The following is a 19,052-nucleotide window of genomic DNA, read 5'->3' as shown; positions in this document are numbered from 1 at the left end:
TGGGGAGGATGGAGGGCGGACAAGCCGCCCTCCGGCAGTTCTTGCAATTTTGGCCTAGTGGCCCGCGAGGTCGCTCTCGCCGTCGAGCGGCTGGAAGATCTCGTGGTTCTCTTCACCGGTGACCCGAAGGATGCCGGCGAGGCCGCGTTCGGCCCGCGACAGGGCGTGATCGACCAGGATGAAGTCGCCGGGCACTTCCAGCTTGAAGTCCACCGCGACCGCACCGCCGGGGGCGACCGTCGTGGTCTGGATGTCCGTCAGCGGTTCACTGGTCAGCGAACCCATCGTGTAGACGCTGTCGAAGATCTCGCCGATCACGTGGAAGCTCGACGTCGCGTTCGGACCACCGACCCCGAAGAATATCCGCACGGTCTCGCCCACTTCGGCTTCCAGCGGGGTGTTCACCAGAGCGCCCGCCGCGCCGTTGAAGACGTAGTATTCCGGATCCTCGTCGAGCAGTTTCTCGATGCTCTCCGTGGCGTGGCCGGGCGTGCCGAAAGGTTCCTCGGTGTAGATTTCGCCCTGCATGACGTAGAATTCGCGATCGACCGGGGGCAGACCTTCTTCCGGCTCAACCACGATCAGTCCGTACATGCCATTGGCGATGTGCGAAGCGACCATCGGCGTGGCGCAGTGATAGACATAGACACCCGGGTTGAGAGCTTGGAAGATGAAGCTCTTCGTCTCGCCAGGTGCGGCCAGGCTGGCCTTGGCACCGCCGCCAGGGCCGGTCGCCGCGTGGAAGTCGATATTGTGCATCATCGTGCTGTCTTCAGCATTGGTGAGGCGGACTTCCACGCTGTCGCCCACGCGAACCCGCAGGATCGGACCGGGAACCTGGTTGTTGAAGGTCCAGTAGGTGTAGGTCGTCCCATCTGCGAGCTGACCGACCAGTTCGGTCGTTTCCAGTTCGACCAAGTGACGGCGCGGTTCGGTCCAGTCGACCGGGGCGGGCACGACATTGGGATTGGCCACGATGTTGTTAACCTCGGCCGTGACCCCTTCCTGGGTGTCATACTGGGCGGAGGCGAGCGGAGCGAACATTGCCGCAGCGGCCACCATGGCGGTCGCGGTTCCGGCAAAGAGTGCGGTCTTGAGCCTGCGGGTTTTCATGTCTGTGCCCTCCTTTTGAGCAACGTTTGATGATGCGGGTTTAGGAGAAGCGCGGCGGGGTTTTATTGCGCTCGGTCAAATGAGCTGTGTTTTGTGCAATCAGTGACGCGGAACACTGCTTTGCTCCGGGCCGAACCTCTGGAAATGACGGGCTCCGCGGAGGCAATGCCTCTTTTGCGCGCTGTTTTTGACGGACGTCAGTAGACCGGAGAGGACTCTCGGAATCCGCCAGGCCACAAAAGGCCCCGCAGCGGAACTGCGGGGCCAACTTGGCAGCGTGGGTCGTTCACACATCAAGCCGATGCGGCGTCCTCTTTCACTTTCATGATCGTGCGAGCGAGATCCGCCGCGAAGGCTGCGGGCTCAAGTCCATACTCCAGCGCAGCCTCGGTCACCGTCATGAAGGGCGCCATCACGCAGCCTGGGCAGGCCATGCGATGGGCGATGAAGACCGGCACGGTTTCGGGCCACGAGTTCATCACGTCGGCGACGATGAGGGTTTCGATCTTGTCCGGCATGGGCCATCTCCTTCAGTCACGTAGGGAGAATGGCAACCGAAAGGCACGGGGTAATTGTCGCAGGGCAAATGAGCTTGCGTCGGGCTACAATCGGTTTCGATCGCGTCTACGAGGTCGCGCGCAAGCGCCACGGGCTGTAGCCTGCATATGAGCGCGGCATCGTTCACGGTCATCGCCGCTAACGCAGTGCCCGGCGCACGCGCTATGCCGTACCAAGTAAAGACCTGAGCCGTTTGCGGCCAGGTTTTCATTACGTCCCAGACTAATAGCTCTTCGATCCTGTCCGACATCGCCTGCCTCCTTGGAATACGAAGGAATGACAGGGTTTGTGCAGAGCATTATTGCTTCACATCAAATGCCCGGCACTTTCAGGCTTGCTCGCTAATCTCCACGAGCCGGTGGGGGCGTTTGATGACAATATGACTGGAGCGCCGCCCCTCGATAATTCCTTCCTCGATCCAGGCCGACAATGTCCGGCTGACGGTATGCAGGGTCGTGCCGGTCATTTCAGCCAGGTCCTGACGCGAAAGCGGAAAGGGGATCTCTACGCCGGCTTCGGTCTTTCTCCCCGACTGGCCGACGATCTTCAGCACGGTCGCGGCGATACGGCGCTCGACCTGCTGGGTGGCGACCTGCTGCAGGCGCTCCTGCAATTCCTCGATGCGGCCGCCCATCATGTTAATGGCCTTCATCGCGAGCGCGGGGTGGGCCTGCATCAGGTCCATCATGCGCGCCTGGGTCCAGCTGAGCACCCGCGTCTCGTCCACCGCGATCGGCGTGGCGGGATAGGGAATGCCGCGCATCACGGCGACCGAGCCCACCAGGTCGCCCGGTCCCATGAAGCGCAGCACGACATTCTTGCCGTCCGGCGTCGCCTGGTCCAGCCGAAGCCGACCGGAGGCCACGATATAATGCGTGGTCGCGTCGTCGCCCTGCTGGAAGAGCGCGTCGCCCTTGTCGAGCTTGCGTTCCTTAGCCGCTTCCGCTCCGGCTTCCAGCGTTTCGGGCGGCAGCCCGCCGAACAGGTTGGAGCGTTTCAGAACCGTGATTTTGGCATTGGCATCCATGACGGCTCCTCGTGGCGCGGACTGCAGCATGTTCCAAAATGTTTGCGTTACCGCAAATCGTTCGAACGGCCAAACGGGTAGAGCCCGTCGCCATGAGACAGGACACCATCCTTCGATACGCGCACGCGCGGATACCTCGTTACACGAGTTACCCGACCGCGCCGCATTTCGGCCCCGAGGTCAACGCTGCGGTCTATGCGCGCTGGCTCGGCGAACTCGATCCGGCCAAGCCGGTTTCGCTTTATCTCCACGTGCCGTTCTGCCGCACGATGTGCTGGTATTGCGGTTGCCATACTAAGGCAACCCGGCGCATCGATCCGGTCGATGCCTACGCCGAGGTGCTCCTTCGCGAGATCGACTCGGTCGCGGCGCGTTGCCCTGAGCGGCTGAAGGTGAGCCATATCCACTGGGGCGGGGGAAGCCCGACCTATTTGCCCCCCGAACGCTTCGCCGAACTAATGGCGCGCATCCGGGAGCGCTTCAACGTGCTCGAGGATGCCGAGATCGCCGTCGAGGTCGATCCGCGCATCTTTTCTGACGCAATGGCTACCGCCTTCGCGCGCTCGGGGGTCAACCGGGCAAGCCTCGGGGTGCAGACCTTCGACGAAATTGTGCAGAAGGCCGTCAACCGCATCCAGAGCGTCGATCTCGTCGCCGACTGCCTGGCCCGCCTGCGTGCCGTCGGGATCGAGGCGGTCAATCTCGACCTGCTCTACGGCCTTCCGCTCCAGACCGAAGTGAGCTGCCGCCAGACCGTCGCACAAATTCTCGACTTCGCCCCCGACCGACTCTCGGTCTTCGGCTATGCGCATGTGCCGCATATGAAGCCGCATCAGAAAATGATCAAGGATCCCGACCTGCCTGACGCCCGTGAGCGCCTGGCGCAGTCCGATGCGATCGCGGAGGAGTTGACCAAGGCCAGCTATGTCCAGATCGGTCTCGATCATTTCGCCCGTGCCGGCGATCCCCTTGCCATGGCGCTGGACGCACGCACTCTGCGCCGCAATTTCCAAGGGTACACGACCGACACCGCGAACGCGATCATCGGGCTTGGCAGCTCGGCGATCGGTTGGCTGCCGCAAGGCTATGTCCAGAACACGCCGATGACCCATGACTGGGAGCGCCGCGTCCTGGAAGGCTGGCTGCCGATCGCGCGGGGCTACGAACTCACGCCCGAGGACCGCATGCGCCGTGACATCATCGAGCAGTTGATGTGCTTTCTCTCGGTCGATCTCGAAGCTGTCTCGAACGCGCACGCAATTCTCGTGGAGATGCCCGACCTGTCCGGGTTCGAGGCGGAGGGAATCGTTTCCGTCGACGGACTCCGGATCACGATCGCGCCGGACTATCGCCCGCTGGCGCGCAGCGTCGCGGCGGCTTTCGACAGACGGCTTGCGACCTCGACCGCGCGTCACGCCGTGGCGGTCTGATCTTTCGAAACACTGCGCGTCCCGCGCCCGATTTGATCTCGCGCAAATCGGGGCGGCGCGACCTCGCCTAACACACTTGCCGGAACCGCTCCCCGGGACGGGTGCGGGCGTAGCTCTTCAGGGAGGGAGAATAAAACCATGCAGGACCGCTCCATCAGGAAAATGGGCGTGATCCTGGCTGTGATACTGATCGCGTCGTTCAGCGTCCTTGGATGGCTGGGCCGCGATCTTTACCGCCAGGCTCCACCCATGCCGTCCGCCGTCGTCACGATGGCGGGCGATGTTGTTTACACCAAGGATGACATTCAGCGCGGCCGTCAGGTCTACCAGTCAATGGGCGGCCAGCAGGTCGGTTCGATCTGGGGCCATGGCGGCTATCTCGCCCCGGACTGGTCGGCCGACTGGCTGCATCGTGAGGCGCTCGCCACGCTCGATATCATGGCGCAGGACGATTACGGCGTGTCATTCGAGCAGCTGGACGAAGGCGCGCAGGCCCGCCTCCAGAACCGTTTCCAAGCACGCATCCGGGAAAACACCTACAACACCGAAACCGGCCAGATCGTGATCAGCGCGGAACGGGCCGAGGCGATCGCGCGTGTTAAGCCGCACTTCGCCGACCTGTTCGGCAACGGCCACGAACTCGAAGCGCTTCGCGAAGACTACGCCATCGCCAACAATGCCATTCCCGACCCGGAGCGGCGCGAAGTCCTGACCGCCTTCTTCTTCTGGGCCAGCTGGGCGACCGTCACTGAGCGCCCGAACGACAATGTGAGCTACACCAATAACTGGCCGCACGAGCCGCTGGTGGGCAACGCCCCGTCGGCGCCGAACATCATGTGGTCGATCGGATCGGTCATCCTGCTCATCGGCGGCATCGCGGCTCTGACTTGGTGGCATGCCGGGCGCAAGGAAGAGCCGGCCCCCACACCGCCGGCCGAAGACCCGCTCGCAGCCATGAAGCCCACACCCTCGATGAAGGCGACCCGGAAGTATTTCTGGACCGTCGTGGCACTCTTCCTCGCTCAGATCGGCCTGGGAGCGATCACGGCTCACTACTCGGTGGAGGGGCACGACTTCTACGGCTTCCCGCTGTCGGACGTTCTTCCCTACGCCGTGACCCGGACCTGGCACACCCAACTGGCGATCTTCTGGATCGCAACCGCTTGGCTCGCCACCGGCCTCTATCTTGCCCCCGCGCTCGGCGGCAACGAACCCAAGTTCCAAAAGATCGGCGTGGACATTCTCTACGGGGCGCTGCTCGTGGTCGTCGTTGGCTCGATGGCCGGTGAGTGGCTCGCCGTCCAGCAATACTTCGATCTCGACATGAACTTCTGGTTCGGCCACCAGGGCTGGGAATATGTCGATCTGGGCCGCTTCTGGCAGATCCTGCTCTTCGCCGGGCTGATGATCTGGCTCGCGCTGATGGGTCGTGCACTCTGGCCGGCGCTCAGGCAGCCGGGTGAAGGCCAGCCGCTTACGATCATCCTCTTCCTTTCGACGATCGCCATCGGTCTGTTCTACGGCGCAGGTCTGACCTGGGGCCAGCACACGCACCTGTCGATGATCGAGTACTGGCGCTGGTGGGTCGTCCACCTGTGGGTGGAAGGTTTCTTCGAGGTCTTCGCGACCGCGGCCGTCGCTCTGCTCACCGTCAAGATGGGCCTCTTGCGCAGCCGCACCGCCAACCATGCCGTGCTGTTCGCGACGATCATCTTCCTGACTGGCGGGGTGCTGGGTACGCTGCACCACCTCTACTTCTCCGGCACCACGACCCCGACGCTCGCGATCGGCGCCGTGTTCTCCGCACTGGAAGTGGTGCCGCTCGCCCTGATCGGTCACGAGGCGCTGGAAAACTACCGCATGACGAAGGCGGCCAAGTGGGTAGAATCCTACAAATGGCCCATCATGTTCTTCGTGGCGGTGGCGTTCTGGAACCTCGTCGGCGCCGGTCTCCTTGGCTTCATCATCAACCCGCCGATCTCGCTTTACTACGTGCAAGGCCTGAACCTGACCGCCACGCACGCCCACGCCGCCCTATTCGGAGTGTATGGCTTCCTCGGCATCGGGCTGATGATGTTCTGCCTTCGCGGCCTGTTCGCGAAGGAAGGTTGGTCCGACCGGATGGCCGCGTGGAGCTTCTGGCTGCTCAATGGCGGGCTAGCGATGATGGTCTTCATGAGCCTGTTCCCGGTCGGGGTCATCCAAGCCCATGCCTCCATCACCGAGGGACTGTGGTTCGCCCGGTCGCCGGAAGTGCTGCAGTCGGAGCTTGTCCACTTCTTCGTGTGGATGCGGGTGCCCGGTGACATCGTCTTCTCGGTCGGGGCCGGCGTGCTGGCCGTCTTCGTAGCGAAACTCGCCTGGACGGGGTTCCGCAGTCAGAAGACGAAGACCATACCGGTCGGAACTCCGGCCGAATAGCGGATGCCCGGCAGGCAGGTTTGCCCCCGCCCGCCTGCCTGCCGGGTTCACTCGGGACGGCTCCGGAGTTCGCTCCGGAGCCGGACCGCTTGCAGGTGCGTGAGAAGGAGATCGTGATGACGCCTTTGCAGATCATGTTGGCCTGCATAGGTATGGTGTTGCTTCCCGTGGCCATTGCCGGAATCGCGTTGCCGTTGCTTCCTGGGACGCCGATCCTGATCGTTGCGGCGTTCTGTTTCGCGAAGGCCTCGCCGAGGCTGGAGACCTGGCTCGTCGATCATCCCCGGCTCGGACCGCCGATCCAGGCCTGGCGGACGCACGGCGCCATTGCCTGGAGCGCGAAAATGGTCGCTTCAGGCGCAATGAGCGTGTCGTTCGTCTGGATGCTGGCTTCCGCAGCACCGCTGGCAGGCAAGCTCTCCGCCGGCCTCGTCATGCTCGTCGCTGCCGGCTTCATCTGGTCGCGGCCCGATGCCTAGTCTGAGAAGGATAACAGCTCGGTCAGCGCTTCGTTCTTTCGAGAGATGTCCGCCAGCGTGACGGTATCGAGTTCGGCGAGATAGGCCTGGACCGCCCGATTCAGTACGCCTTTCAGACCGCAGGCCGGTGTGATCACGCAGCGGTTCTCAGGACGGAAACATTCAGCCTGCGAGAAGCTGTCCTCCATTGCGCGCACGACATTCCCTACGACGATCTCGCTCGCCGGCAAGGCAAGCCTCAGCCCGCCGCCTCGCCCTCGCAGGGTTTTGAGAAACCCCTTTTCGCTAAGGCCACGAACCACTTTCATCAGGTGGTTTTTCGAGATGCCGTAAGCTGATGCGATCTCCTCGATCCGGCATAGCCCGCCGGGCGCGACGGCGGCGTAAATCAGGACGCGCAGCGCATAATCGGTGTGAGCGGTCAGTCGCATCCAGAGCTCCCAGAAAAGTCCAGTGATCGGTTCGTCAGCCGCGCTGGTCCGGACGACGGAGCAGGTCCGGTTCTTGAAGAGGTACCATAGATGCTTTTTTCTTGTCGTCACCCGCTGGCGATGCAGAGCCAGCCCAGCCGCGCGGTGCGCCTTGGGTTCATCGTTCGTGACGACTGTGATGTCCGACGTGCTGACTGCAGGCAGACCGAAATCGTGAGGCCGAGTTTTGAGCCAGCGCAAAATGCCCGCCAGCGCTTCGTGCTTCAAGAAAGTTGATCGAGGGCCCGCCATCGGGTCCGCAAAAAAGAAGCCCGGCGAGAATCCTCTGGAGGTTCCGCCCGGCAGTTCGACGAATTCGAGGTGCGCCGTGCTCAATACCGATAAGTCCGCCAAGCGACGGGCCATGCCCAAGGATCCGATTGCCGCACGGCGCGAGTATTCAGGTCCCGCGCTTTTTAGCTTCGGCTTCAGGCCTTTTTTTCTGTTCGGTGCTCTCTGGGCGGCGCTTTCCGCCCCGCTCTGGATGCATGCCTATGCCGGAGGAGATGCGATGGTCGGCGCCGCGCCCGCGCTCGCCTGGCACATCCATGAAATGCTGTTCGGTTTCATCGCCGCTATTGTCGCCGGCTTCCTGCTGACAGCGGTGCCGAACTGGACGGGGCGGCTGCCTGTGATGGGTTGGCCGCTCGCCGGGCTGTTTGCACTCTGGGCCGCCGGCCGCGCAGCGATGCTTTTCTACGCCGAGCTTGGCATCGCTGCGGCAGTCATCGACAGTGCATTCCTCGTCGTACTCGTCGGCCTGCTCGGCCGGGAAGTCGTTACGGGCGGCAATGCGAAGAACGTTCCCGTGATAGTGTTCGCAAGCCTCTTCGCGCTCGCCAATATCTGCTTTCACGCCGCTTTGCTCTTCGGCCTGGATTGGCGGCCCGCGCAAGGCGTCGCAATCGCGGTCATTGCCATGCTCATCGCGCTGATTGGCGGGCGTATCGTTCCAAGCTTCACCCGCAACTGGCTGGTTCAGCAAGGCCAGAGCGATCTGCCTGCACCCATGGGCCTGTACGACCGTGCGAGCCTGCTTGCGCTGGCCGTAGCGCTCGTCCTCTGGATCGCACTCCCCTTCGACTGGTTCACCGGCGCCTTCCTGCTCATCGCCGGAGCCATGCACACAGGTCGCGTCGTGCGCTGGAAGGGCTGGAAAACGACCGCGGAGCCGCTCGTTCTGATCCTTCATGTCGGCTACGCCTGGTTGCCGCTCGCGCTGGTTCTCATGGGACTTTCGATGATCGCGCCCGTTGTGGTCCCGGCCAGCGCGGCCCTTCACGCTTTGACGGCCGGGGCCATGGGCACCATGACCCTAGCGGTCATGACCCGGGCGAGCCTTGGTCATACCGGGCGCGAGCGCACCGCCGATCTCTGGACGAGCGCGATCTATGTACTTGTGGTGACTGGGGCCTTGATCCGAGTAGTGGCGCCCGTCGCTCTGGGGCCGGCGCAGTTCGCGGCGCTGGGCGTTTCTGCCATGATGTGGAGCAGCGCATTCGCGCTCTTCTTCGTGCGCTACGGGCCAATCCTGATGGGGCCGAGAAAGCGCTAACCGAAAATGACCGATCACCCCGCCGATTCGTCCAAGCCCGCTTCCGCCCGGCCGGAAATGACGTCGGCCCTGATGGAGGCGACCGGACTTGACGAAAAGATGCTCGAAACGCTTGTGGATCAGTTTTACGAGCGTGTGCGTGCGGACGATTTACTCGGGCCGATCTTTGAAGAACGGGTCGAAAGCTGGAAACCTCATCTCGACAGGATGGTGGCCTTCTGGTCGTCCGTCGCGCTCATGACCGGCCGCTATCACGGGGCGCCCGTGCCGGCACACGCTACTCTCCCGGTTTCGAGGGAGCATTTTGAGCGCTGGCTGCGGTTGCTTCGTCAGACCGCCCGCGAGGTCTGCCCGCCCACGGGTGCGGCCCACGTGATCGAACGGGCCGAGCGGATCGCGCGATCGCTTCACCTCGCCGTCGAAGGTCTGTCCTCCCGCAATGGCTCAACTTCCTCCAGTGCAAAGGACCCAGCGCCATGAGCAGAATCGTGTACACTGAAGACCCCTCAGAGCTGACCCGCTATATCGAGACCTGGTACCATTCGCGCCACCGCGAACAGCTGTCATGGCTCGCGGATCTCGCAGCCAAGGTTGAGAGGGTGCATGCCGGTCATCCTGAAGCGCCGGCCGGGCTCTGCGAAGCACTTCGCCGGATGATCGGTGAGATCGAAGTTCATATGAAGAAGGAGGAGCTTATCCTCTTTCCCGCGATCCGTAACGGCGGCGGAGCGGACATCAGTGAACCGATCGCTGTGATGCGAAGCGATCATGAGAAGCATGCAACCGATGTCGAGGAAATCCGACGCCTGACCCGCGGACCGTCGCTTCCCGAGGGTGCTTGTCGTACCTGGGCAACGTTATATGAGGGAATTGAGGAATTCATCGCGGATCTCGAAGAGCATCTCCATCTGGAGAACGACGTGCTTTTCCCTCGGTTCGAGGCGCAGCAAACCTAGTCCGGCGCGAGACGGCCAAGGCGGTGGCAAAAAAGGAAGAGGCGGCGCCTCTCCCTTCTCCTTTCCCGGCGCCCGCTGTCAGCTACATTTCGAATAGCCGCAGCTGGTGCAGGTATTACATCCTTCAAGCTTGACAAGCGCAGGCTGGTGGCATTTCGGGCAAAGTGCTTCCCGGATTCGAAAGGTGATCTCCTCGATCGTTGCTTTGCTGGCCTCTTTCTGCCGGTCCGCGCTCTGGATACTAACGGGCTCCATGCCGTCCCGTATGGCATTGAGGTGACGCTCGATCACCCCACCGATGACGGCAAGCAGGCTTGATGCATAGCGCCCGTCGATGAAGGCGCCCCCCTGCGGATCGAAGACCGCCTGGAGCTCCTCGGCGACGAACCTGACATTGCCGCCGCGCCGGAAGACCGCCGAGATCATGCGGGTCAGACCGACAGTCCAAGCGTAATGTTCCATGTTCTTGGAGTTGATGAAGATCTCGAATGGACGCCGCGTCTGCACGATCTCGCCTTCCGCATCCTCATGCTCTTCGACGATGTCATTGATGGTCACGTAGATGGCGTGCTCGCTGTGCGGCCAGCGAAGCTTGTAGGTCTGGCCTGGCAGCTCTTCGGGACGATGGGCGACATCGCAGGACACATCCTCGGTGGCCGGGGCTGATTGCGGCTTGTCTTCGGTCTTGGACAGAACCGAACCGGTATTGTCGTTTGGCCGATAGGTTGTGCAGCCCTTACAACCCATATCGTAAGCCAGACGGTAGACGTCCTTGAAATCGTCGAACGAGATGTCTTCGGGGAGGTTGATCGTCTTGCTGATAGAGCTGTCGATCCATTTCTGGGCGGCCGCCTGCATCGCGACGTGTTCGCCCGGTTTGAGCTCCTCGGCGGTGACGAAATAGTCAGGCAGTTCGGTCCCGGCACCGAACTTTTCGCGGAACAGCATGTAGGCGTAGTCCTGGATCTCCTCCTCGACATGGGATCCGTCATTCTGGAGCACCTTGCGTTTGAAGGTGTAGCCGAAGACCGGTTCGATGCCGCCACTCGTGTTGTTCGCGTAGAGCGAGATCGTGCCGGTGGGCGCGATCGACGTCAGGTGGCTGTTGCGGATGCCATGAGCGAGGATGAGCGAAAACACTTCGCGGTCGAGCGCTTCGACCATTGGCGCCTCGAGATAGAAGTCTTCGTCATAGAGCGGAAAGGCGCCCTTTTCCTTGGCGAGCAAGGCGCTGGTACGGTACGCCTCGTTGGTAAAGCGCGAAAGCCAGTGATTAACAGTTCTGACGGCTTCCTCGGAGCCGTAGCGAATGCCGCACATGATCAAAGCGTCGCCAAGACCGGTGATGCCGAGGCCAAGGCGGCGCTTGTTTCGAGCCTCCGCGCGCTGCTGCTCCAGGGGGAAGTTGCTGGCGTCGATGACGTTGTCCATCATGCGGACCGCGGTGGCGACGCAGGCCGTCATTGATTCGATGTCCAGCCGGGCTGTGTCACTGAAGGGATTTTCGACAAAGCGGCTGAGGTTGAGCGAGCCCAGCAGACAGGCGCCATAGGGAGGCAAAGGCTGCTCTCCGCACGGATTGGTTGCTGCAATGTTTTCCAGCCAGGACAGATTGTTCAGTTGATTGACGCGATCGATGAAAATCACACCGGGCTCGGCATAATCGTAAGTGGCTTCCATGATCGCGTTCCACAAATCGCGCGCGCGGATCGTCTCATGGACCGTGTCACTGAAGTGGAGCGGCCAATCCTCGTCCGCATCGACCGCCTCGATCAGCGCGTCGCTGACCAGGACCGAGAGATTGAACATGCGCAGGCGCGTCCGGTCCTTCTTGGCGTCGATGAAAGAAAGAATGTCGGGGTGGTGGTCGCGCATCACACCCATCATCGCTCCGCGCCGGGTGCCGGCACTCATGATGGTGCGGCACATCGCATCCCAGACATCCATGAAGGTCAGAGGCCCGCTCGCATCGGCGCAAACGCCTGCAACGAGCGTGCCCTGGGGGCGGATCGTGGAGAAGTCGTAGCCGATCCCACCACCCTGCTGCATGGTCAGGGCCGCTTCCTTGAGCATGTCGAATATGCCGGCGAGACTGTCCGGGATCGTCCCCATGACAAAGCAGTTGAACAGGGTCACGTTGCGCCCCGTGCCGGCGCCCGAAACGATGCGGCCGGCCGGCAGAAACCGGAAATCGTCCAGCGCCTCTCGAAACTGCCTCGCCCAATAGGGCGCGCGATCACCCTCGACGTCCGCCAGCGTGCGGGCGACCCGGTCCCAGGTCTCCTCGACAGTCGCGTCGACGGGTTCGCCCCGAGCGTCCTTGAGTTGGTATTTCATAGTCCAGATGTCGGTGGAAATTTTCTGCAGGGCGGTCATTGGCGCTCTCAATCGGCTTTGAAAAGTGGTGCGGGGATGGCGAATCGCGACTCGCCACAACGGCCCGCCCAGTCTGATTGAAGCGGTCCGAAGCCGATTTGCGGCAGGACAAGTCCGCCCAACTCCGCGTGTGATCGGGGTCTTCGGATCATTCGCATCGGGCCGCCGCGTGCGGGCGGCCATCGCACTGCTCCCGCCTCGACAGTCGCGGTCAGGCCGCCAGCTCGCCCTCAATGCGATAGGTCCGCTTGCCGGTCACGACGAGACGGCGTTCGCGGGTCCAGCGCGAAAACAGGCGCGACACGGTCTCGATCGTGAGGCCGGTATAGTCGGCGATCTGCTGGCGGGTCATGGGCAGCTCGATATCGCCTAGCGGGGTGGACAGGCGTTCGGAGACGAGGATGAGGAACTCGGCCAAGCGCTCGGCCGCGCTCTTCTGGCCTAGCATGGCAATGTGCCGGCGCTCGCGCTGGAGCCGTCCGCGCATCTGCGCGAAGATGAACTCCGCCCAAGCCTGGTCCGAAAGCGCGGCGTCCGCGCTCGCTTCGATGAGGGTGGTTTGAGTCAGCGCCTCGGCGTAATGGTCGAGCTCGCCATCGAACTGGAAGTGCACGAGTTCGCCCTCGGTGACGATGTCGACGATCTGGCGGCGCCCATCATCGTAGATGTGGAAGATCATCACCGCGCCGCACGCGACCTTAAGAAGCCGGCCGGCGGCATCTCCCGCGAAGTAGATCGGCGCATCCTTAGCGAATCGGCGGGGGGTTTCTTTTATGGTCATGGGAGAGGCTCCAACGGCGTTTCGTTGAGCCTGATGTCGCAGATCCTATCCGGCGAAAAAATTCGGCAGGATGCGTACGCGCTTCTACCTATCCCAGACGAGTTCGGTTTTTCTTCATCTGCAAAAGGACCGCGATCAGCTCGTCGCCGTTGACAGGCTTCTCCAGGATCTCCAGCCCGGGGTTGCCCCCCCGGAAGATATTCAGAAGCGGCCCTGGCAGTCCGGAGAGCAGGAGAAGCTGTGAAGCTGGCGCCTGGGTTTCACGCCAAAATAGCAACTGGTCGACATCGCTCGGGTTGTCGCAATCGAGCACCACGCAGTCGCCCGCATTCACGATGGCTGATTGCATTGCGGACTGAAGCGTGTCGAAGCGATGAAGCACGAAATTGAACGTACTTGACAAGGCCTCGAAAGCTTCGAAGACCGCAGTATCGGTCTCGATCAGGAAGAGTGTGCATCCGGTCAACATGGGCTCCTGATACCGGCTTGGTGCCTGTGGAACCTTGTGCGAAATCAAACTCTGCTGCTGATGCCGGAGAGCAGGCGCACTAGCTCCGCGATATTGCGCACGTCGAGCTTTGCGAACACGCGGGCTCTGTGGATCTCCACCGTGCGTGGACTGATATCGAGTTCGCGCGCAGCTTCCTTGTTGGAGAGGCCTCGGTTCAATGCCTGCGCGACGTCGCGCTCGCGATCTGTGAGCCGATCCAGCGACACGCTGCTTGTCTCCTTCCCGGATTCCGAGAGCGCACGCGTGAGCGCCGCCTCAAGCGCGGCCGGCGTGAAGGGCTTCTCCACGAAATCGAACGCACCGAGCCGGATCGCTTCCACGGCAGTTGAAATATCGCCATGCGCGCTGATCATGATCACTGGAAACGGAACCGGCTGAAGGCGGCGCAGCACATCGAGTCCCGAGATCTGGGGCAGCTTCAGGTCGAGGAAGGCAATGTCGGGCTTCTTCTCCGCGGTTGCTTCCAGAAATGCATAGCCGTGCGGATATTGTTCGATCCTGCGTCCGGGCCGATCCAGGACCGCCGCGAGCCCTTCACGCACGGCGTCATCATCGTCGGTGATTGCGATCGTTATCTCTTCGTCGGTCATGATCTACTCCAGCGGCAGGCGAAGCCGGAAGATCGCGCCCGGCAAGCGCGTCTCGTTGCGGTCCTCGATAAGGTCGAGGCTTCCGCCGTGGGATTCGGCAATGGTATGGCAAATGGAGAGGCCAATTCCCAGACCATGCTCCTTGCTCGTGACGAAAGGCGAGAAGAGCCGATGGCGAAAGGCCGGATCAATGCCCGGCCCATTATCTTCCACCTCCACAGTCACGCACTTAGGGTTCTCGACCTCCATCCGGACCCGAATCCGGGGCATATCGAGGTTCTGCGTGGCGTCGATGGCATTCTTGATGAGGTTGACCATCACCTGGCGGATCTGGGTCGGGTCCGCGTAAATCTCCACCGTCTGATCGGTCAGACCCGACAAATCGATGGACGAACGCCCCCCCGCTTCGGCGACCCTACAGAGTTCGGCTGCACCCATAATGATCTCAACGAGATCGATGACTTTGCGCTCGTCGTCCCCCCGCTCGACCATTTGCCGGATGCGCCGCACGATGTCGCCAGCTCGCTGGCATTCGGCCTCGGCGCGAGCGAACATCGCGCGTGCCTTGTCAGGGTCGGTCACAAGCGCACGCTCGGACGCGGTCAGGAAGAGTGAAATCGCCGTGAGGGGCTGGTTGAGCTCGTGCGCGAGCGAAGAGCCCATCTCCGCAACGGCACTTACGCGGCTCATGTGACTGAGCTGGGACTGGATTTCCCGCAACCTGCGTTCTGCTGCAACCCGTTCGGTCAGGTCGCGGATGATCCCGACGAAACGGCGTTCACCTTCATGCTCGAATTCTCCAACAGAGAGATCCATCGGGAACTCGCTGCCGTCCTTTCTCAGTCCTTCGACCTCCCGTCCGATGCCGATTATGCGGGCATCGCCGGTGTTCAGATAGCGGATGATGAAATCATCGTGGTGCTCGGCGTAGCGGGCGGGCATCAGCATTGAGATATTGCGCCCTAGTACATCGGCTTCCGACCAGCCAAAAATGCCCTGGCACGCCGGATTATAGAGATTCACAATGCCACGGGCATCTATCGAGATAATCCCGTCCACCGCAGTGCGGATCAGCGCGTTTAGCTGGCCTTCAGCGTAGGTCGTGGTCATGGACTGTGGCGTGTTGCTCGCTCCTGAAGGTGAGAGTGCTAACCTGCGCGCGCGTTCCGGTCCACTTGCCGCGTCAGGTGCCTTTCGACGCAACGGGCTTTGTGTTGAAGGAAAATTGCGTTTGCGGGCGGCTCACGCCGCCTCCCTCAGCCAGTTTGCGCAGTCGCTGCTTGCGCGCCTTGGAAGCATCGTCTTCTGACGACTTGAATTCCTCGACATGATGAACGAAGGCCAGGCGTTCGCGAAGAATACGCTCGATGCCCTGCTTCAGGGTCACCCGGGCCGAGGGACATCCCCCGCAGGCACCCAGCAATTCGAGCCGCACTGTTTTCGAGGACGCAAGGTAGTCGTGAAGCCGGACATCGCCTCCGTCGCGTGGGACTGCAGGACGGACATAGGCGTCGAGCACCTCCAGTATGTGCTGCTCGACCTGACTTAATTGCTCATTCTGGCTCCGCGCCCCTTGTTCTGTTTCGAGCATGACAGCCGGCCGACCGAATTCGACGAAGTCCGCGATCACCAACAGGACGAGAATCTTCAGACTTGCCCAGTCGCACTCAACGTCCTTGCGTACGCTGACATAGTCTCGTGTGATCAGAACCTCAGTGACCGGTCCGAGTGCAAGAAGCTCCTTAGCGAGCGGAGCGGCCGAAAGATCCTCGCTTTGAACCGACCATCGCGTCGGACTGCTATCCGACAAGGCGACGCCCGGGAAAAACTTCAGAGCATGCGGATTGGGCGTAGCTTCGGTCTGGATGAACATCCGGGCACAAACCCAGGCGGGTTGCTAACTCGAGATATAAGAGGTATCAAAAATACTAGTTTTAATGTCAATGAGATTGAGCGGCTTCAACACCGCGGCTCATGCGGCATCAATCACCAATGAAGAGGCTGGGTATGAACAGGAATGCTATCGGAACGGCGCTAGTCGTTCTCGCCGCGATTGCGATCTGCGTTGTGTTCATGGTTGTCATCTGGCGCCAGTTGCCGGCCGTCGAGATGGGAGCTCACGGTTGGGTCGCGCTCGCGCTTGGAACATTGCTCAGCTTGATCGTTGGGGGCGGTCTTTCCGCTATTCTCGTCATCAGTCGGCGTCGCGGCTACGACGAAGGCGCACACGAGCTCTATCGCGGCCACTTCGAGAACGATTGATGGTTAGTCGTTTGGACATTCAAACAGCTTCTGGATGCGATCATCGTCGAAATAGGCCGGCGCGTCGTTCAGTATGGTCGGCATGTGACGGCCCTTCGCCGCCATGGCCTTCGCGAAGCCGAGCCGGGTGAGGACACTGATCTGCTCCTGGGTTCCTCGCGAGAGCCGGAAGAGTTTTTCCGCCCGGCGTTTGCCGCGGATGATACAAATCCTGGTACAAAATTCTATCCACAATCGTCATAAATAATTGTTTTACTTATATATTCAATAAGTGGTGGAGTTTCCCACCCTCACCGCCATTGCGCAGAAGCTCGGTCCGTTTTCTCATTCGGCGGCCCCGTGTCTTGCGCGCAGATTCACCAAGACCATCACATTCGTTCAATCGCTTCTATCCTGCCATGGCCAGACACCAGACAGTCTGACTGGCCCGGACGGCTTGAAGAAATGCAGCTCACTCAAAGACAGCTTCAGAGCATTGTCAGCAAAGCCGCTGGCCATGCGGCGGGGACCTGCGCGGCTACCGGCTTGTCATCCTTTTGCCAGGGACGATCGGCCGCCATCGACGTTGAAGACGGCCCCGGTGATCCAGGTCGCCTCGCCGGACAGCAGGAATCGGGCGAGTGCGGCAGGGTCGTCCGGCTGACCCAGGCGCTGCAGCGGATGGCTTTTGGCAATCCCTTCCCGCATCGCGTCGCTCTTGGTCACCGATGACGCCAGCGGGGTATCGGTAAGACTCAGCGCGATGGCATTGACCCGGACCTTCGGTGCGAACTCTGCAGCAAGCTGGCGGGTCAGGGCTTCGACCGCACCCTTGGCGGACGCGATAGCGGTGTGATTTTGAAACCCTTGCTGCGCCGCTACCGAGGAAAACATGACCATGGCCCCGTCACCGGACATGCGCTGCCGGCTGGCGCGCGCGGCGTTCAAGGCCCCGATCACATTGACCTCGAACGCATGCCGCATGTCCTCGGCCGTCACGCGGCGAAGCGGTTTCAGATCGATCGTGCCGACCGCATACGCCATCCCGGAAATGTCATCGGGTCCCTGCTCCATGGCCGCTTCAACAGCATCAGCGTCGGTCGCGTCGGCGACTGCGAACGTTCCACCGGTTTCCTCGGCCACGCGAGCTAGGCTTTCCTCGGTCCGGCCGATCAGATGGATCGTGTGACCGTTCGAAGAAAGGCTTCGAGCAAGCGCTGAACCAACACCGCCCGCTCCGCCAAAGATAACGTAATTGCTCATGCTTTACTCCTCGATGCGCCGCCCTGTCGGCAAGGACCGGAAGAGCGGAATGCTCGTCTCTTCGGCTAATCTGTCCCGGAGAGGGCACAGGAAAAGGGCCTGGCGCGGGATAGTCTGCAGGCGGTCTTGCGTCCCGCCCCGCACCCGGCCCCTTCCGCACGCTTCGCCCGCCTCCTAGATAAGGAGCCCGCAACGCTCGGAGCCCGGCCATGCGCTATTCCCTTCTCGATCTTGCCCCGGTGCCGGAGGGCGCGGATACGGCGCAGGCGCTGCGCAATATGGAAGACCTCGCCGTGCGCGCCGAGGACTGGGGCTATCACCGCTACTGGCTGGCCGAGCATCACAACATGCCCGGCATCGCCTCGGCCGCGACGGCGGTGCTGATCGGTCATGTGGCGGCGCGCACCCGCAAGATGCGCGTGGGCGCAGGCGGGATCATGCTGCCTAATCATGCGCCGCTGGCCGTGGCCGAAGCGTTCGGCACGCTGGCGACCCTGCATCCGGATCGTATCGATCTGGGGCTCGGACGCGCGCCGGGCGGCGATCATGCGGTGATGCAGGCGCTGGGCGTTCATCCGCGCCGGGCCGAGCAATTCTCCGACGAGGTCGGCGAGCTGCGCGCGCTGTTCGGTCCGGCAAGGCGCGATATGCGCGTGCGCGCCCATCCCGGCGAGGGCACGCAGGTGCCGCTGTGGATTCTCGGCTCCTCGCTTCACGGCGCAGCGGTCGCGGCCGAGCATGGCCTGCCGTATGCATTCGCCTCCCATTTCGCGCCGGCCGCGCTCGACCAGGCGTTCGCGCGCTACCGTAAAGACTTCCGCCCTTCGCAAGAGTGCGAGCGGCCCCACGCCATGCTGGCGATCAATGTCTTTGCCGCAGAGACCGATGCGGAGGCCGTGCGGCTGAAGACCACCATGCAGCAGGCTTTCTACCGCCTGCGCACCGGCCAGCCGGGCAAGCTGCCGCGACCGGTCGAGGACATTCGCGACGCCATTCCCGCGGACGCGCTGCCGGCAATCGACGCGGCACTGGCGATCTCGGCCACGGGCAGCCCGGCCACGGTGGCGCGCGAGCTGCGCGCGCTGATTGATCGCTATCGGCCCGACGAGGTGATCCTGACCGGCCAGATCCACGATCACGGCGCGCGCCTGCGCTCGTTCGAGATTGCCGCCGAGGCAATGGCGGACCTGGCCAGGACCGCGGCGGCCTGAGGCCGGGCCGAAGTTATGTTCAGGCCGCGGCGGCGCCGCCTCGCCCTCCTGCGATCATATTGAAACCGAA

At 62.2% G+C, this 19,052-nt stretch carries 19 protein-coding genes; 8 read left to right on the top strand and 11 right to left on the bottom strand.

Annotated features, from left to right (window positions below):
- Window positions 1–54 precede the first annotated feature (54 nt).
- From nirK to PGP17_RS03770, 3 genes are all read right to left on the bottom strand, one after another.
- Window positions 55–1,113 (bottom strand): copper-containing nitrite reductase, encoded by a 1,059-nt coding sequence (gene nirK, locus PGP17_RS03780; RefSeq protein ID WP_270374299.1) that lies wholly within the window; start codon window positions 1,111–1,113, stop codon window positions 55–57.
- 293 nt (window positions 1,114–1,406) lie between these two features.
- Window positions 1,407–1,631, bottom strand: coding sequence for a DUF1858 domain-containing protein (locus PGP17_RS03775; protein ID WP_135945381.1), 225 nt, complete (start codon window positions 1,629–1,631; stop codon window positions 1,407–1,409).
- 368 nt (window positions 1,632–1,999) lie between these two features.
- Window positions 2,000–2,698 (bottom strand): Crp/Fnr family transcriptional regulator, encoded by a 699-nt coding sequence (locus tag PGP17_RS03770; RefSeq protein ID WP_270374298.1) that lies wholly within the window; start codon window positions 2,696–2,698, stop codon window positions 2,000–2,002.
- Between the two features lie 92 nt (window positions 2,699–2,790).
- Here PGP17_RS03770 and hemN point away from each other — a divergent pair, with 92 nt between their 5' ends.
- From hemN to PGP17_RS03755, 3 genes are all read left to right on the top strand, one after another.
- A complete protein-coding gene (gene hemN / locus PGP17_RS03765; RefSeq protein ID WP_270374297.1) occupies window positions 2,791–4,128 on the top strand; it encodes an oxygen-independent coproporphyrinogen III oxidase in 1,338 nt (445 codons plus the stop codon).
- Between the two features lie 138 nt (window positions 4,129–4,266).
- Window positions 4,267–6,549, top strand: coding sequence for a nitric-oxide reductase large subunit (locus PGP17_RS03760; protein WP_135945384.1), 2,283 nt, complete (start codon window positions 4,267–4,269; stop codon window positions 6,547–6,549).
- Window positions 6,550–6,644: 95 nt separating this feature from the next.
- Window positions 6,645–7,028 carry a YbaN family protein gene (locus tag PGP17_RS03755; protein WP_135945385.1) on the top strand — a complete coding sequence of 128 codons (384 nt, stop codon included), beginning with the start codon at window positions 6,645–6,647 and terminating at the stop codon, window positions 7,026–7,028.
- Here the strand turns inward: PGP17_RS03755 and PGP17_RS03750 are convergent.
- Complete coding sequence (locus PGP17_RS03750; protein ID WP_233342195.1) at window positions 7,025–7,864, bottom strand: Rrf2 family transcriptional regulator; 840 nt, start codon at window positions 7,862–7,864, stop codon at window positions 7,025–7,027. The two genes, PGP17_RS03755 and PGP17_RS03750, sit on opposite strands and share 4 nt — an antisense overlap.
- Here PGP17_RS03750 and PGP17_RS03745 point away from each other — a divergent pair.
- The 3 genes from PGP17_RS03745 to PGP17_RS03735 are packed head-to-tail and all read left to right on the top strand — an operon-like array spanning window position 7,863 to window position 10,009.
- Entirely contained in the window at window positions 7,863–9,053 is a 1,191-nt protein-coding gene (locus PGP17_RS03745) for an NnrS family protein (RefSeq protein ID WP_135945703.1), read from the top strand. The genes PGP17_RS03750 and PGP17_RS03745 overlap by 2 nt on opposite strands.
- A gap of 6 nt (window positions 9,054–9,059) precedes the next feature.
- Window positions 9,060–9,533 carry a group III truncated hemoglobin gene (locus tag PGP17_RS03740; RefSeq protein ID WP_206751106.1) on the top strand — a complete coding sequence of 158 codons (474 nt, stop codon included), beginning with the start codon at window positions 9,060–9,062 and terminating at the stop codon, window positions 9,531–9,533.
- Window positions 9,530–10,009, top strand: coding sequence for a hemerythrin domain-containing protein (locus PGP17_RS03735; protein ID WP_135945386.1), 480 nt, complete (start codon window positions 9,530–9,532; stop codon window positions 10,007–10,009). Before PGP17_RS03740 ends, PGP17_RS03735 begins: the two co-directional genes overlap by 4 nt.
- 78 nt (window positions 10,010–10,087) lie before the next feature.
- On the opposite strand, the gene PGP17_RS03730 is transcribed toward PGP17_RS03735, so the two are convergent.
- The 6 genes from PGP17_RS03730 to PGP17_RS03705 form a co-directional block, all read right to left on the bottom strand.
- A complete protein-coding gene (locus PGP17_RS03730; protein WP_333485395.1) occupies window positions 10,088–12,385 on the bottom strand; it encodes an adenosylcobalamin-dependent ribonucleoside-diphosphate reductase in 2,298 nt (765 codons plus the stop codon).
- Between the two features lie 211 nt (window positions 12,386–12,596).
- Window positions 12,597–13,166 (bottom strand): Crp/Fnr family transcriptional regulator, encoded by a 570-nt coding sequence (locus tag PGP17_RS03725; RefSeq protein ID WP_135945388.1) that lies wholly within the window; start codon window positions 13,164–13,166, stop codon window positions 12,597–12,599.
- 88 nt (window positions 13,167–13,254) lie between these two features.
- Window positions 13,255–13,635 (bottom strand): hypothetical protein, encoded by a 381-nt coding sequence (locus PGP17_RS03720; RefSeq protein ID WP_135945389.1) that lies wholly within the window; start codon window positions 13,633–13,635, stop codon window positions 13,255–13,257.
- A gap of 44 nt (window positions 13,636–13,679) precedes the next feature.
- Window positions 13,680–14,267: a response regulator transcription factor gene (locus PGP17_RS03715; protein ID WP_135945390.1), complete on the bottom strand. Its 588-nt coding sequence runs from the start codon at window positions 14,265–14,267 to the stop codon at window positions 13,680–13,682.
- 3 nt (window positions 14,268–14,270) lie between these two features.
- Window positions 14,271–15,377: a two-component system sensor histidine kinase NtrB gene (locus PGP17_RS03710; RefSeq protein WP_270374295.1), complete on the bottom strand. Its 1,107-nt coding sequence runs from the start codon at window positions 15,375–15,377 to the stop codon at window positions 14,271–14,273.
- Between the two features lie 73 nt (window positions 15,378–15,450).
- Window positions 15,451–16,140 (bottom strand): NifU family protein, encoded by a 690-nt coding sequence (locus PGP17_RS03705; protein ID WP_270374294.1) that lies wholly within the window; start codon window positions 16,138–16,140, stop codon window positions 15,451–15,453.
- A 134-nt stretch (window positions 16,141–16,274) separates the two neighbouring features.
- Here PGP17_RS03705 and PGP17_RS03700 point away from each other — a divergent pair, with 134 nt between their 5' ends.
- The gene (locus PGP17_RS03700) at window positions 16,275–16,529 is read left to right on the top strand and encodes a hypothetical protein (protein ID WP_135945393.1); all 255 of its coding nucleotides are present in this window, start codon (window positions 16,275–16,277) and stop codon (window positions 16,527–16,529) included.
- A 528-nt stretch (window positions 16,530–17,057) separates the two neighbouring features.
- On the opposite strand, the gene PGP17_RS03695 is transcribed toward PGP17_RS03700, so the two are convergent.
- Complete coding sequence (locus PGP17_RS03695; RefSeq protein WP_270374293.1) at window positions 17,058–17,771, bottom strand: SDR family NAD(P)-dependent oxidoreductase; 714 nt, start codon at window positions 17,769–17,771, stop codon at window positions 17,058–17,060.
- Window positions 17,772–17,980: 209 nt separating this feature from the next.
- On the opposite strand from PGP17_RS03695, the gene PGP17_RS03690 reads away from it, so the two are divergent.
- A complete protein-coding gene (locus tag PGP17_RS03690) occupies window positions 17,981–18,982 on the top strand; it encodes an LLM class flavin-dependent oxidoreductase (protein WP_270374292.1) in 1,002 nt (333 codons plus the stop codon).
- Window positions 18,983–19,052 lie beyond the last annotated feature (70 nt).

The sequence above is a fragment of the Marinicauda sp. Alg238-R41 genome, assembly GCF_947331485.1.
GTDB lineage: Bacteria > Pseudomonadota > Alphaproteobacteria > Caulobacterales > Maricaulaceae > Marinicauda > Marinicauda pacifica.
The sequence above is the reverse complement of the archived record's forward strand: the minus strand, read 5'-3'. Positions and strand labels throughout refer to the sequence as shown.

Bases quoted from the DNA above. Each gene is read 5' to 3' on its own strand.
- PGP17_RS03745 (WP_135945703.1), top strand. From the start codon at position 7,863: ATGCCCAAGGATCCGATTGCCGCACGGCGCGAGTATTCAGGTCCCGCG.
- PGP17_RS03710 (WP_270374295.1), bottom strand. From the start codon at position 15,377: ATGACCACGACCTACGCTGAAGGCCAGCTAAACGCGCTGATCCGCACT.
- PGP17_RS03720 (WP_135945389.1), bottom strand. From the start codon at position 13,635: ATGTTGACCGGATGCACACTCTTCCTGATCGAGACCGATACTGCGGTC.
- PGP17_RS03775 (WP_135945381.1), bottom strand. From the start codon at position 1,631: ATGCCGGACAAGATCGAAACCCTCATCGTCGCCGACGTGATGAACTCG.
- PGP17_RS03705 (WP_270374294.1), bottom strand. From the start codon at position 16,140: ATGTTCATCCAGACCGAAGCTACGCCCAATCCGCATGCTCTGAAGTTT.
- nirK (WP_270374299.1), bottom strand. From the start codon at position 1,113: ATGAAAACCCGCAGGCTCAAGACCGCACTCTTTGCCGGAACCGCGACC.
- PGP17_RS03715 (WP_135945390.1), bottom strand. From the start codon at position 14,267: ATGACCGACGAAGAGATAACGATCGCAATCACCGACGATGATGACGCC.
- PGP17_RS03750 (WP_233342195.1), bottom strand. From the start codon at position 7,864: ATGGCCCGTCGCTTGGCGGACTTATCGGTATTGAGCACGGCGCACCTC.
- hemN (WP_270374297.1), top strand. From the start codon at position 2,791: ATGAGACAGGACACCATCCTTCGATACGCGCACGCGCGGATACCTCGT.
- PGP17_RS03725 (WP_135945388.1), bottom strand. From the start codon at position 13,166: ATGACCATAAAAGAAACCCCCCGCCGATTCGCTAAGGATGCGCCGATC.
- PGP17_RS03760 (WP_135945384.1), top strand. From the start codon at position 4,267: ATGCAGGACCGCTCCATCAGGAAAATGGGCGTGATCCTGGCTGTGATA.
- PGP17_RS03730 (WP_333485395.1), bottom strand. From the start codon at position 12,385: ATGACCGCCCTGCAGAAAATTTCCACCGACATCTGGACTATGAAATAC.
- PGP17_RS03770 (WP_270374298.1), bottom strand. From the start codon at position 2,698: ATGGATGCCAATGCCAAAATCACGGTTCTGAAACGCTCCAACCTGTTC.
- PGP17_RS03690 (WP_270374292.1), top strand. From the start codon at position 17,981: ATGCGCTATTCCCTTCTCGATCTTGCCCCGGTGCCGGAGGGCGCGGAT.
- PGP17_RS03695 (WP_270374293.1), bottom strand. From the start codon at position 17,771: ATGAGCAATTACGTTATCTTTGGCGGAGCGGGCGGTGTTGGTTCAGCG.
- PGP17_RS03740 (WP_206751106.1), top strand. From the start codon at position 9,060: ATGACCGATCACCCCGCCGATTCGTCCAAGCCCGCTTCCGCCCGGCCG.
- PGP17_RS03700 (WP_135945393.1), top strand. From the start codon at position 16,275: ATGAACAGGAATGCTATCGGAACGGCGCTAGTCGTTCTCGCCGCGATT.
- PGP17_RS03735 (WP_135945386.1), top strand. From the start codon at position 9,530: ATGAGCAGAATCGTGTACACTGAAGACCCCTCAGAGCTGACCCGCTAT.